Annotated in this window: 11 protein-coding genes and 4 pseudogenes; 11 read left to right on the top strand and 4 right to left on the bottom strand. The window is 54.9% G+C overall.

Features of this window, described 5'->3' with window-relative positions; translation table 11 throughout:
* Positions 1-6: 6 nt before the first annotated feature.
* On the bottom strand, positions 7-630 hold the full coding sequence (locus NMD14_19850) for a recombinase family protein (protein ID XEI32885.1): 624 nt from the start codon (positions 628-630) through the stop codon (positions 7-9).
* 191 nt (positions 631-821) lie between these two features.
* Here NMD14_19850 and NMD14_19845 point away from each other — a divergent pair.
* Together NMD14_19845 and NMD14_19840 are read left to right on the top strand one after the other, a co-directional pair.
* Positions 822-1,370 (top strand): annotated as a pseudogene (locus tag NMD14_19845) (helix-turn-helix domain containing protein).
* A gap of 64 nt (positions 1,371-1,434) precedes the next feature.
* On the top strand, positions 1,435-2,139 hold the full coding sequence (locus tag NMD14_19840) for an IS6-like element IS26 family transposase (protein XEI32884.1): 705 nt from the start codon (positions 1,435-1,437) through the stop codon (positions 2,137-2,139).
* 67 nt (positions 2,140-2,206) lie between these two features.
* On the opposite strand, the gene NMD14_19835 is transcribed toward NMD14_19840, so the two are convergent.
* Positions 2,207-3,157 (bottom strand): IS1595-like element ISKpn3 family transposase, encoded by a 951-nt coding sequence (locus NMD14_19835; GenBank protein XEI32883.1) that lies wholly within the window; start codon positions 3,155-3,157, stop codon positions 2,207-2,209.
* Between the two features lie 250 nt (positions 3,158-3,407).
* Here NMD14_19835 and NMD14_19830 point away from each other — a divergent pair, with 250 nt between their 5' ends.
* Entirely contained in the window at positions 3,408-4,064 is a 657-nt protein-coding gene (locus NMD14_19830; GenBank protein ID XEI32882.1) for a quinolone resistance pentapeptide repeat protein QnrS2, read from the top strand.
* Between the two features lie 818 nt (positions 4,065-4,882).
* Here NMD14_19830 and NMD14_19825 read toward each other — a convergent pair.
* Both NMD14_19825 and NMD14_19820 read right to left on the bottom strand, forming a co-directional pair.
* Positions 4,883-6,127, bottom strand: a complete 1,245-nt coding sequence (locus NMD14_19825; protein ID XEI32881.1) for a RepB family DNA primase — start codon at positions 6,125-6,127, stop codon at positions 4,883-4,885.
* Between the two features lie 72 nt (positions 6,128-6,199).
* Positions 6,200-6,904: an IS6-like element IS26 family transposase gene (locus NMD14_19820; GenBank protein ID XEI32880.1), complete on the bottom strand. Its 705-nt coding sequence runs from the start codon at positions 6,902-6,904 to the stop codon at positions 6,200-6,202.
* 62 nt (positions 6,905-6,966) lie between these two features.
* On the opposite strand from NMD14_19820, the pseudogene NMD14_19815 reads away from it, so the two are divergent.
* From NMD14_19815 to NMD14_19780, 8 genes and pseudogenes are all read left to right on the top strand, one after another.
* Positions 6,967-7,284: pseudogene (locus NMD14_19815) on the top strand (recombinase family protein).
* 182 nt (positions 7,285-7,466) lie between these two features.
* On the top strand, positions 7,467-8,327 hold the full coding sequence (locus NMD14_19810; protein ID XEI32879.1) for a broad-spectrum class A beta-lactamase TEM-1: 861 nt from the start codon (positions 7,467-7,469) through the stop codon (positions 8,325-8,327).
* 160 nt (positions 8,328-8,487) lie between these two features.
* Positions 8,488-8,985 (top strand): annotated as a pseudogene (locus tag NMD14_19805) (mercuric reductase).
* Between the two features lie 17 nt (positions 8,986-9,002).
* A complete protein-coding gene (merD, locus tag NMD14_19800) occupies positions 9,003-9,365 on the top strand; it encodes a mercury resistance co-regulator MerD (protein ID XEI32878.1) in 363 nt (120 codons plus the stop codon).
* A complete protein-coding gene (gene merE, locus NMD14_19795) occupies positions 9,362-9,598 on the top strand; it encodes a broad-spectrum mercury transporter MerE (protein ID XEI32877.1) in 237 nt (78 codons plus the stop codon). Before merD ends, merE begins: the two co-directional genes overlap by 4 nt.
* Positions 9,599-9,633: 35 nt before the next feature.
* The gene (locus NMD14_19790) at positions 9,634-10,302 is read left to right on the top strand and encodes an EAL domain-containing protein (GenBank protein XEI34807.1); all 669 of its coding nucleotides are present in this window, start codon (positions 9,634-9,636) and stop codon (positions 10,300-10,302) included.
* 74 nt (positions 10,303-10,376) lie between these two features.
* A pseudogene (locus NMD14_19785) lies at positions 10,377-11,627 on the top strand (transposase).
* Positions 11,628-11,691: 64 nt separating this feature from the next.
* Positions 11,692-12,396 carry an IS6-like element IS26 family transposase gene (locus NMD14_19780; protein ID XEI32876.1) on the top strand — a complete coding sequence of 235 codons (705 nt, stop codon included), beginning with the start codon at positions 11,692-11,694 and terminating at the stop codon, positions 12,394-12,396.
* Positions 12,397-12,433 lie beyond the last annotated feature (37 nt).

The raw sequence follows: 12,433 nt of genomic DNA, 5'->3' as shown, positions 1-12,433 counted from the left end.
GACCCGCTATTTTTCTGAACGAACCTCTTTTGCCACGCATGAAATCAGATGGCGGGAGCAACCCAACATCTCCTGGATCACCGAGTAGCTGTGTCCGGTGCTCAACAACTGTGCGATGTGCTGACGCTTCTTTTCATCTTTCTGGCGACCGCGATATTTCCCCTCATCCCTGGCCTTGGCAATACCCTGCTGCTGCCTGCGACGGCGATCTTCATAGTCTTTACGAGCGACGGCTGCGAGCATATCCAACAGCATGCCATTTACAGCCTGCAAAATGGCGCTGGTGAACTCGGAGCGGCTGTCCCCCTGTAATGCCACCCAGGAAGTCGGAAGCTCAGGAGAAACGATGGAGAGCTGTTTCTGTGCCAAAAGCTGCTTCAGTGTTTGCCAATCCGTCTGATTGAGACGGGCCAGACGATCAATCTGCTCTACCAGCACAATGTCACGATCTGCAGCGTCGCGGATCAGCCTCATAAGCTCAGGCCTGTCCAGCGTCGCTCCCGACTCATTCTCCACATAGAAACTGGCAATCTGATGGCCATGCTCAGCAGCAAAACCTATCAGAAGCTCTCGTGCCCGCTCAGCATCCTGTTCCACTGTCGATGCACGTAAATACGCCCGTATGAACATTGAAACCCCCATCGGTCTGTTTAAAGTGGTTCCTAATTATTGGTTCAATATGTCATTTTCAGAAGACGACTGCACCAGTTGATTGGGCGTAATGGCTGTTGTGCAGCCAGCTCCTGACAGTTCAATATCAGAAGTGATCTGCACCAATCTCGACTATGCTCAATACTCGTGTGCACCAAAGCGAGGTGAGCATGGCGACGGACACCCCACGGATTCCAGAACAAGGCGTGGCCACTCTGCCTGATGAGGCTTGGGAGCGTGCGCGCCGTCGTGCGGAGATCATCAGTCCGTTGGCGCAGTCGGAGACGGTCGGGCACGAAGCGGCCGATATGGCGGCTCAGGCGCTGGGCTTGTCTCGGCGCCAGGTATACGTTCTGATCCGGCGTGCCCGGCAAGGCAGCGGCCTCGTGACGGATCTGGTGCCCGGCCAGTCCGGTGGAGGTAAAGGTAAGGGGCGCTTGCCGGAACCGGTCGAGCGCGTCATCCACGAGCTACTGCAAAAGCGGTTCCTGACCAAGCAGAAGCGCAGCCTAGCGGCCTTTCACCGCGAAGTCACTCAGGTGTGCAAGGCTCAAAAACTGCGAGTGCCGGCGCGCAATACCGTGGCCTTACGGATCGCTAGCCTTGACCCGCGCAAGGTCATCCGCCGGCGGGAAGGCCAGGATGCCGCTCGTGACCTACAAGGTGTGGGCGGCGAGCCTCCTGCCGTGACCGCGCCGCTGGAGCAGGTGCAGATAGACCGGCACTGTTGCAAATAGTCGGTGGTGATAAACTTATCATCCCCTTTTGCTGATGGAGCTGCACATGAACCCATTCAAAGGCCGGCATTTTCAGCGTGACATCATTCTGTGGGCCGTACGCTGGTACTGCAAATACGGCATCAGTTACCGTGAGCTGCAGGAGATGCTGGCTGAACGCGGAGTGAATGTCGATCACTCCACGATTTACCGCTGGGTTCAGCGTTATGCGCCTGAAATGGAAAAACGGCTGCGCTGGTACTGGCGTAACCCTTCCGATCTTTGCCCGTGGCACATGGATGAAACCTACGTGAAGGTCAATGGCCGCTGGGCGTATCTGTACCGGGCCGTCGACAGCCGGGGCCGCACTGTCGATTTTTATCTCTCCTCCCGTCGTAACAGCAAAGCTGCATACCGGTTTCTGGGTAAAATCCTCAACAACGTGAAGAAGTGGCAGATCCCGCGATTCATCAACACGGATAAAGCGCCCGCCTATGGTCGCGCGCTTGCTCTGCTCAAACGCGAAGGCCGGTGCCCGTCTGACGTTGAACACCGACAGATTAAGTACCGGAACAACGTGATTGAATGCGATCATGGCAAACTGAAACGGATAATCGGCGCCACGCTGGGATTTAAATCCATGAAGACGGCTTACGCCACCATCAAAGGTATTGAGGTGATGCGTGCACTACGCAAAGGCCAGGCCTCAGCATTTTATTATGGTGATCCCCTGGGCGAAATGCGCCTGGTAAGCAGAGTTTTTGAAATGTAAGGCCTTTGAATAAGACAAAAGGCTGCCTCATCGCTAACTTTGCAACAGTGCCCTTTTTTCAACCTGATTACCCATGACCCTCAGCCAGCTTCAAGAGCCGATATGGCATCGGAGGGCTTGCCACGACTGCATGCCCCAATTCAACCAACATGCTCTTGAGGTCAAAACGATGATTAAACCGGAAGCAGTATTCCGCAAGATGCCTTGGTAAATGCTTCGCTCCGAGCGTATGGCAACTGCCCCGCAGCGAGTTTTTCACATTTCCTATCATCGTGTTTACCCAGTTGAATGCCGGATGATCCAGCCAGTCCAGGTTGCCCCCGGTGACAACACCCAGGTGCTCACAATTGGCCTCCTTGACCGCTTTGAAACAGGCCAATCCATCGGATATCACCGCGCTACCACTGGCAATATGCCGTTTTGCCCAATCAGCAACGGACTTGGTTTTGAAACCATCGACCACCGTCATCCGCATCTTGATTGGATGTCCTTCCTTGTTCAGGGCCACTGCTGCCACAAACGGCGTCTTGCCTGCCGCGCCCCGACCCCGTTTGCCACCACGGCGCTCGCCACCCCAGTAGACATCATCGAGCTGAATGATGCCGCTGATGGGCTGCTTGTCATCGGACTCTTTCATGGCTTGCAGCAGCTTGTGCTTGAGCATCCAGGCGGTGTCATATTTGACGCCCAACTGGCGCTTTAGCTCCATCGCTGACAAGCCTGTTTTGGTTTGTGACAACAGGTGCATTGCCAGAAACCACTTGGTCAGTGGGAGCTTGGTGTTTGCGAAAATCGTGTTTCCAGTCAATGACATCTGGTGACGGCAGTGATTGCATTGCCACACACGTGGCCGCCTTCTCAGGCGACAACAGGTCTTGTTGGCACATTCAGGGCAGACAAAGCCGTTAGGAAAACGCCAAGTGAACAGCGCGTTTTCGCACTGAGCCTCAGTGCCATAGTCCTTGAGAAACTCAAACAGGCTGTAGCCTTTCTGGAATTGGATTTTGCTTTTGGCCATGATCTCGCACCTCGATAACTGTACGTAAGATCAGTATAGTTCGTGGTAACTGACTGCTAATCATGGGTAATCAGGTTTTTCAATGGTGCCGCGTACTTTGAACGTTAACATAGAGGCTCAGGGCGCTATTTTACCCCCTTAAAATAGGCAAAATGAGGGTTTTTAAGATCTTGATTTTTAGTGTTTTTATTTTGGTGATGTGATGTGGCTTTGATGGTAGTGTTGCGTCCAGTTCATCATAGGAGTCAACATGGAAACCTACCGTCACACATATCGACACCACAGTTTTTCACATCAAGATCTAAGTGATATTACTTTCACTGCTTGCACCTTTATCCGATGCGATTTTCGACGTGCTAACTTGCGTGATGCGACATTTATTAACTGCAAGTTCATTGAACAGGGTGATATCGAAGGTTGCCATTTTGATGTCGCAGACCTTCGCGATGCAAGTTTCCAACAATGCCAGCTTGCGATGGCAAACTTTAGTAACGCCAATTGCTACGGTATTGAGTTACGTGAGTGTGATTTAAAAGGGGCCAACTTTTCCCGAGCAAACTTTGCCAATCAAGTGAGTAATCGTATGTACTTTTGCTCAGCCTTTATTACTGGATGTAACCTGTCTTATGCCAATATGGAGCGGGTCTGTTTAGAAAAATGTGAGCTGTTTGAAAATCGCTGGATAGGGACTCACCTCGCGGGCGCATCACTGAAAGAGTCAGACTTAAGTCGAGGTGTTTTTTCTGAAGATGTCTGGGGACAGTTTAGCCTACAGGGTGCTAATTTATGTCACGCCGAACTCGACGGTTTAGATCCTCGAAAAGTCGATACATCAGGTATCAAAATTGCCAGCTGGCAACAAGAACAGCTTCTCGAAGCGTTGGGTATTGTTGTTTTTCCTGACTAGATGCTTACGAATACCTGCTGATAAACTATACACAACATTAATACATTTTCTAATTCAAATCACCAGAGCTAGATCAATACTTCTAGCTCATTCTTGTCCAGAAACGTGTTTGAATGGGGCCAATCAATCTGTGGATGCTCAAGACAACCAGTATGATACTTTATTACTCAGTTGTAGCGTGACTCAGATTTTGTAGTAGGAATTAGTATGAATCTTTATTTCTGGGTGAGTATCATTTAGAACGGTACAAACAGGGTTACTTGACTGCTTAGTATGAAACTTTATTCCTCTCCTACAGTCGCCTGATTTCGTACGTACGAAATGGGCCACCTGGTCGAGCTGCTGCCGGTGCCTGGTGAGTTGGCCACCTGGTTGATTTCCTTCTGGCGTCCAGATCTGAACTTGGCCACCTGGTCGAGCTGCTGCCGGTGCCTGGTGAGTTGGCCACCTGGTTGATTTCCTTCTGGCGTCCAGATCTGAACTTGGCCACCTGGTCGAGCTGCTGCCGGTGCCTGGTGAGTTGGCCACCTGGTTGATTTCCTTCTGGCGTCCAGATCTGAACTTGGCTACCTGGTCGAGCTGCTGCCGGTGCCTGGTGAGTTGGCCACCTGGTTGATTTCCTTCTGGCGTCCAGATCTGAACTTGGCTACCTGGTCGAACTGCTGCCGGTGCCTGGTGAGTTGATCTAAAGGTGGAAGATTAAGCGGGTAGTGATAGACTGAGATCCAGCATGGCTATACGCCTGCTAACCCCTCAAAAGAAAGCAGCCTCTAGGGCTGCCATCAGTTACAAAATCTCACTCACTTTGAAATAGCCATCTAAACGGCTTTACACCTAGCAGCCTGTAACGCTGGGGCTGAGGCTTCGCCATTAGTAATAGGGGAGGGACTTGTCTCACTGTTTTGTTGAGGTGAAGGCTTGCCCAGGCGATACCATTTAGCCCGGCTCATGCCCATTGCCTCCCAGGGCTTTTGCCTGCTCAATGAGTTGGCTTCATAGGCTTCACGCTCAAGCTGGCCAGCGGCGCGGCGACGTTCTTCATCACGCAGTCTATCGCGCTCTCTGCGGCGCTTCTGAGCCTCGTCAGTGCTGATAATCGTCTTCAGTTGCTCTTGTTCTTGCTGTGAGATCTGGAATAGGTTGATCAGCGTGTCGTTTTTGGGCGTGTATAGCGGTGCAAACGACTTTCCGCCGAACTCGACACGTTCCCCAGCCTCATAGGATTTCGCCTTGCTGTAGAGCGTCATAAGCTCTTTGGAGCGGTAAGACCAACGAGTATCCAGCTCGGAGGAAAGAGCGGCGGCCTCATGGTACATCTGGGCGCTGTTTGTCGCCCCAGAGAGAAGGAGAAAGTTAAGACGCCAGAAAAGATGCCTCATTCGCTCGCCTTCGTTGATTCCGCCTCTGAGCTGGCCCAACTTGCGTAGGTCTTCCAGTCTGTCCCAGGCCAGTTGACGACCGCTGAAGGTGCGCAGGTTCCCGACCTTGCCACCATTAACGACCGTCAGCCTGGCTTGCTGCCGTTCCGCCTTTTGCTTCTCGATGTCCCAGCGAGCCACCGGCAACAGCATTTCAGCCAGATACTCGAAGTTGTAGCGAATGGGTAAGCCCCCTTCTTCCAGTACGTGAACCACACGGCACACGGCCCCGCTCTTTGAATTCACGGTATTGACCAGGCGAAGCACTCGGCTTGCATCCTTTGCCCCTGGATCAGCGCCCAGCTCGGCCAGCTTGTTGATTAGATGGGTTTGGCAAGCATTCCAGCGGGGCAGGGCTTGGCGAGGTACTGGCCTTTCCAGTAGCCATTTAGCCTGAATGCCACGCCCTGAATAGACCATGATGGATGGCTGCGGTATGCCTTCAGACTGGCAAAAGTACGTGATGGCCGCCGCCAGTTCTTCAGGCTTGCGACCTTGAGCCCAGGGCATCTTGTAGGTATCGAGATCAGCGAATAACAAACCAATCCGAAGGAGGTTCACGACTCGCCTGTTTGGCCGCATAAACTCGGCCTGTGATAGCCAGGTATCAAGACGATGATCAACAGCATTAAGGACTGTTGGCATCTGCTCAAGAGGGAAAGAGGGGCACTGTTGCAAAGTTAGCGATGAGGCAGCCTTTTGTCTTATTCAAAGGCCTTACATTTCAAAAACTCTGCTTACCAGGCGCATTTCGCCCAGGGGATCACCATAATAAAATGCTGAGGCCTGGCCTTTGCGTAGTGCACGCATCACCTCAATACCTTTGATGGTGGCGTAAGCCGTCTTCATGGATTTAAATCCCAGCGTGGCGTTGATTATCCGTTTCAGTTTGCCATGATCGCATTCAATCACGTTGTTCCGGTACTTAATCTGTCGGTGTTCAACGTCAGACGGGCACCGGCCTTCGCGTTTGAGCAGAGCAAGCGCGCGACCATAGGCGGGCGCTTTATCCGTGTTGATGAATCGTGGGATCTGCCACTTCTTCACGTTGTTGAGGATTTTACCCAGAAACCGGTATGCAGCTTTGCTGTTACGACGGGAGGAGAGATAAAAATCGACAGTGCGGCCCCGGCTGTCGACGGCCCGGTACAGATACGCCCAGCGGCCATTGACCTTCACGTAGGTTTCATCCATGTGCCACGGGCAAAGATCGGAAGGGTTACGCCAGTACCAGCGCAGCCGTTTTTCCATTTCAGGCGCATAACGCTGAACCCAGCGGTAAATCGTGGAGTGATCGACATTCACTCCGCGTTCAGCCAGCATCTCCTGCAGCTCACGGTAACTGATGCCGTATTTGCAGTACCAGCGTACGGCCCACAGAATGATGTCACGCTGAAAATGCCGGCCTTTGAATGGGTTCATGTGCAGCTCCATCAGCAAAAGGGGATGATAAGTTTATCACCACCGACTATTTGCAACAGTGCCAGGAATTTGACGCTCAGGGCGTGGCAGTCCGGTTCATTGATGACGGGATCAGTACCGACGGTGATATGGGGCAAATGGTGGTCACCATCCTGTCGGCTGTGGCACAGGCTGAACGCCGGAGGATCCTAGAACGCACGAATGAGGGCCGACAGGAAGCAAAGCTGAAAGGAATCAAATTTGGCCGCAGGCGTACCGTGGACAGGAACGTCGTGCTGACGCTTCATCAGAAGGGCACTGGTGCAACGGAAATTGCTCATCAGCTCAGTATTGCCCGCTCCACGGTTTATAAAATTCTTGAAGACGAAAGGGCCTCGTGATACGCCTATTTTTATAGGTTAATGTCATGATAATAATGGTTTCTTAGACGTCAGGTGGCACTTTTCGGGGAAATGTGCGCGGAACCCCTATTTGTTTATTTTTCTAAATACATTCAAATATGTATCCGCTCATGAGACAATAACCCTGGTAAATGCTTCAATAATATTGAAAAAGGAAGAGTATGAGTATTCAACATTTTCGTGTCGCCCTTATTCCCTTTTTTGCGGCATTTTGCCTTCCTGTTTTTGCTCACCCAGAAACGCTGGTGAAAGTAAAAGATGCTGAAGATCAGTTGGGTGCACGAGTGGGTTACATCGAACTGGATCTCAACAGCGGTAAGATCCTTGAGAGTTTTCGCCCCGAAGAACGTTTTCCAATGATGAGCACTTTTAAAGTTCTGCTATGTGGTGCGGTATTATCCCGTGTTGACGCCGGGCAAGAGCAACTCGGTCGCCGCATACACTATTCTCAGAATGACTTGGTTGAGTACTCACCAGTCACAGAAAAGCATCTTACGGATGGCATGACAGTAAGAGAATTATGCAGTGCTGCCATAACCATGAGTGATAACACTGCTGCCAACTTACTTCTGACAACGATCGGAGGACCGAAGGAGCTAACCGCTTTTTTGCACAACATGGGGGATCATGTAACTCGCCTTGATCGTTGGGAACCGGAGCTGAATGAAGCCATACCAAACGACGAGCGTGACACCACGATGCCTGCAGCAATGGCAACAACGTTGCGCAAACTATTAACTGGCGAACTACTTACTCTAGCTTCCCGGCAACAATTAATAGACTGGATGGAGGCGGATAAAGTTGCAGGACCACTTCTGCGCTCGGCCCTTCCGGCTGGCTGGTTTATTGCTGATAAATCTGGAGCCGGTGAGCGTGGGTCTCGCGGTATCATTGCAGCACTGGGGCCAGATGGTAAGCCCTCCCGTATCGTAGTTATCTACACGACGGGGAGTCAGGCAACTATGGATGAACGAAATAGACAGATCGCTGAGATAGGTGCCTCACTGATTAAGCATTGGTAACTGTCAGACCAAGTTTACTCATATATACTTTAGATTGATTTAAAACTTCATTTTTAATTTAAAAGGATCTAGGTGAAGATCCTTTTTGATAATCTCATGACCAAAATCCCTTAACGTGAGTTTTCGTTCCACTGAGCGTCAGACCCCTACAAGCGTGGAACACATCTACGCCGCAGGCGACTGCACCGACCAGCCGCAGTTCGTCTATGTGGCGGCAGCGGCCGGCACTCGCGCCGCGATCAACATGACCGGCGGTGACGCGGCCCTGAACCTGACCGCGATGCCGGCCGTGGTGTTCACCGACCCGCAAGTGGCGACCGTAGGCTACAGCGAGGCGGAAGCGCACCATGACGGCATCAAAACTGATAGTCGCACGCTAACGCTGGACAACGTGCCGCGCGCGCTCGCCAACTTCGACACGCGCGGCTTCATCAAACTGGTGGTTGAAGAAGGCAGCGGACGACTGATCGGCGTGCAGGCAGTGGCCCCGGAAGCGGGCGAACTGATCCAGACGGCCGCACTGGCGATTCGCAACCGGATGACGGTGCAGGAACTGGCCGACCAGTTGTTCCCCTACCTGACGATGGTCGAAGGGTTGAAGCTCGCGGCGCAGACCTTCAACAAGGATGTGAAGCAGCTTTCCTGCTGCGCCGGGTGAGGACAAGGAGGTGTGCGATGAGCGCCTACACGGTATCGCAACTGGCCCATAACGCTGGGGTGAGCGTACATATCGTGCGCGACTACCTGGTGCGCGGCTTGTTACGGCCGGTGGCCTGCACCACGGGCGGCTACGGCGTGTTCGACGATGCGGCCTTGCAACGGCTGTGCTTCGTGCGCGCGGCCTTCGAGGCGGGTATCGGCCTGGATGCCCTGGCGCGGCTGTGCCGTGCGCTCGACGCAGCGGACGGCGCACAAGCCGCAGCGCAGCTTGCCGTGCTGCGCCAGTTGGTCGAGCGGCGGCGCGCGGCGTTGGCCCATCTGGACGCGCAACTGGCCTCCATGCCAGCCGAGCGGGCGCACGAGGAGGCATTGCCGTGAACGCCCCTGACAAACTGCCGCCCGAGACGCGCCAACCCGTTTCCGGCTACCTGTGGGGTGCGCTGGCCGTGTTGACCTGCCCCTGCCATCTGCCGATTCTCGCCGCCGTGCTGGCCGGGACGACCGCCGGTGCCTTCCTTGGCGAGCATTGGGGTGTTGCCGCGCTCGCGCTGACCGGCTTGTTCGTTCTGGCCGTAACGCGGCTGCTGCGCGCCTTCCGGGGCGGATCATGACGAGTTCGCAGCCCGCCGGATGGACGGCGGCCGAGTTGGCGCAGGCGGCGGCGCGCGGACAGCTTGACCTGCATTACCAGCCGCTGGTCGATCTGCGCGATCACCGGATCGCTGGCGCGGAAGCGTTGATGCGCTGGCGGCATCCGAGGCTTGGCCTGTTGCCGCCCGGCCAGTTCCTGCCGCTGGCCGAGTCGTTCGGCCTGATGCCGGAAATAGGCGCGTGGGTGCTGGGCGAGGCCTGTCGCCAGATGCACAAGTGGCAAGGACCGGCATGGCAACCGTTCCGTCTTGCCATCAATGTGTCCGCCAGCCAGGTTGGGCCAACGTTCGACGACGAGGTAAAGCGGGTGCTGGCCGATATGGCCCTGCCCGCCGAGCTTCTGGAGATCGAACTGACCGAATCGGTCGCATTCGGCAATCCAGCCCTGTTCGCCAGTTTCGACGCCTTGCGCGCCATCGGCGTGCGCTTCGCCGCCGACGACTTCGGCACCGGCTATTCCTGCCTGCAACATCTGAAATGCTGCCCCATCACCACATTGAAAATCGACCAATCCTTTGTCGCCAGGCTCCCGGATGATGCCCGTGACCAAACTATCGTGCGGGCGGTGATCCAGCTCGCGCACGGGCTGGGCATGGATGTCATTTTCAGAAGACGACTGCACCAGTTGATTGGGCGTAATGGCTGTTGTGCAGCCAGCTCCTGACAGTTCAATATCAGAAGTGATCTGCACCAATCTCGACTATGCTCAATACTCGTGTGCACCAAAGCGAGGTGAGCATGGCGACGGACACCCCACGGATTCCAGAACAAGGCGTGGCCACTCTGCCTGATGAGGCTTGGGAGCGTGCGCGCCGTCGTGCGGAGATCATCAGTCCGTTGGCGCAGTCGGAGACGGTCGGGCACGAAGCGGCCGATATGGCGGCTCAGGCGCTGGGCTTGTCTCGGCGCCAGGTATACGTTCTGATCCGGCGTGCCCGGCAAGGCAGCGGCCTCGTGACGGATCTGGTGCCCGGCCAGTCCGGTGGAGGTAAAGGTAAGGGGCGCTTGCCGGAACCGGTCGAGCGCGTCATCCACGAGCTACTGCAAAAGCGGTTCCTGACCAAGCAGAAGCGCAGCCTAGCGGCCTTTCACCGCGAAGTCACTCAGGTGTGCAAGGCTCAAAAACTGCGAGTGCCGGCGCGCAATACCGTGGCCTTACGGATCGCTAGCCTTGACCCGCGCAAGGTCATCCGCCGGCGGGAAGGCCAGGATGCCGCTCGTGACCTACAAGGTGTGGGCGGCGAGCCTCCTGCCGTGACCGCGCCGCTGGAGCAGGTGCAGATAGACCATACGGTCATCGACCTGATCGTGGTCGATGACCGCGACCGGCAACCTATTGGCCGCCCGTACCTGACCCTCGCCATCGACGTGTTCACCCGCTGCGTGCTCGGCATGGTCGTCACGCTGGAAGCGCCGTCTGCCGTTTCGGTTGGCCTGTGCCTCGTGCATGTCGCCTGCGACAAGCGCCCTTGGCTGGAAGGACTGAACGTGGAAATGGATTGGCAGATGAGCGGCAAGCCCTTGCTGCTCTACCTAGACAACGCGGCCGAGTTCAAGAGCGAGGCCCTGCGCCGGGGTTGCGAGCAGCATGGCATCCGGCTGGACTATCGCCCGCTGGGACAGCCGCACTATGGCGGCATCGTGGAACGGATCATCGGCACGGCGATGCAGATGATTCACGACGAACTGCCGGGAACGACCTTCTCCAACCCTGACCAGCGCGGCGACTACGATTCCGAAAACAAGGCCGCCCTGACGCTGCGCGAGCTAGAGCGCTGGCTCACATTGGCGGTCGGCACCTACCACGGTTCGGTGCACAACGGCCTGCTCCAACCGCCGGCCGCGCGCTGGGCCGAGGCCGTGGCGCGTGTCGGCGTACCGGCCGTCGTCACACGCGCTACTTCGTTCCTGGTCGATTTTCTGCCGATCCTCCGGCGCACGCTGACCCGCACCGGCTTTGTCATCGACCACATCCACTACTACGCCGATGGGCACTGTTGCAAATAGTCGGTGGTGATAAACTTATCATCCCCTTTTGCTGATGGAGCTGCACATGAACCCATTCAAAGGCCGGCATTTTCAGCGTGACATCATTCTGTGGGCCGTACGCTGGTACTGCAAATACGGCATCAGTTACCGTGAGCTGCAGGAGATGCTGGCTGAACGCGGAGTGAATGTCGATCACTCCACGATTTACCGCTGGGTTCAGCGTTATGCGCCTGAAATGGAAAAACGGCTGCGCTGGTACTGGCGTAACCCTTCCGATCTTTGCCCGTGGCACATGGATGAAACCTACGTGAAGGTCAATGGCCGCTGGGCGTATCTGTACCGGGCCGTCGACAGCCGGGGCCGCACTGTCGATTTTTATCTCTCCTCCCGTCGTAACAGCAAAGCTGCATACCGGTTTCTGGGTAAAATCCTCAACAACGTGAAGAAGTGGCAGATCCCGCGATTCATCAACACGGATAAAGCGCCCGCCTATGGTCGCGCGCTTGCTCTGCTCAAACGCGAAGGCCGGTGCCCGTCTGACGTTGAACACCGACAGATTAAGTACCGGAACAACGTGATTGAATGCGATCATGGCAAACTGAAACGGATAATCGGCGCCACGCTGGGATTTAAATCCATGAAGACGGCTTACGCCACCATCAAAGGTATTGAGGTGATGCGTGCACTACGCAAAGGCCAGGCCTCAGCATTTTATTATGGTGATCCCCTGGGCGAAATGCGCCTGGTAAGCAGAGTTTTTGAAATGTAAGGCCTTTGAATAAGACAAAAGGCTGCCTCATCGCTAA

Source organism: Aeromonas veronii, assembly GCA_041319085.1.
GTDB classification, from domain to species: Bacteria; Pseudomonadota; Gammaproteobacteria; order Enterobacterales; family Aeromonadaceae; genus Aeromonas; species Aeromonas veronii_F.
The sequence above is the reverse complement of the archived record's forward strand: the minus strand, read 5'-3'. Positions and strand labels throughout refer to the sequence as shown.

Excerpts from the sequence above, each read along its gene's own strand:
- NMD14_19780 (XEI32876.1), top strand. The coding sequence starts at position 11,692 with ATGAACCCATTCAAAGGCCGGCATTTTCAGCGTGACATCATTCTGTGG.
- NMD14_19830 (XEI32882.1), top strand. The coding sequence starts at position 3,408 with ATGGAAACCTACCGTCACACATATCGACACCACAGTTTTTCACATCAA.
- NMD14_19850 (XEI32885.1), bottom strand. The coding sequence starts at position 630 with ATGTTCATACGGGCGTATTTACGTGCATCGACAGTGGAACAGGATGCT.
- merD (XEI32878.1), top strand. The coding sequence starts at position 9,003 with ATGAGCGCCTACACGGTATCGCAACTGGCCCATAACGCTGGGGTGAGC.
- NMD14_19835 (XEI32883.1), bottom strand. The coding sequence starts at position 3,157 with ATGGCCAAAAGCAAAATCCAATTCCAGAAAGGCTACAGCCTGTTTGAG.
- NMD14_19820 (XEI32880.1), bottom strand. The coding sequence starts at position 6,904 with ATGAACCCATTCAAAGGCCGGCATTTTCAGCGTGACATCATTCTGTGG.
- NMD14_19840 (XEI32884.1), top strand. The coding sequence starts at position 1,435 with ATGAACCCATTCAAAGGCCGGCATTTTCAGCGTGACATCATTCTGTGG.
- NMD14_19825 (XEI32881.1), bottom strand. The coding sequence starts at position 6,127 with ATGCCAACAGTCCTTAATGCTGTTGATCATCGTCTTGATACCTGGCTA.
- NMD14_19810 (XEI32879.1), top strand. The coding sequence starts at position 7,467 with ATGAGTATTCAACATTTTCGTGTCGCCCTTATTCCCTTTTTTGCGGCA.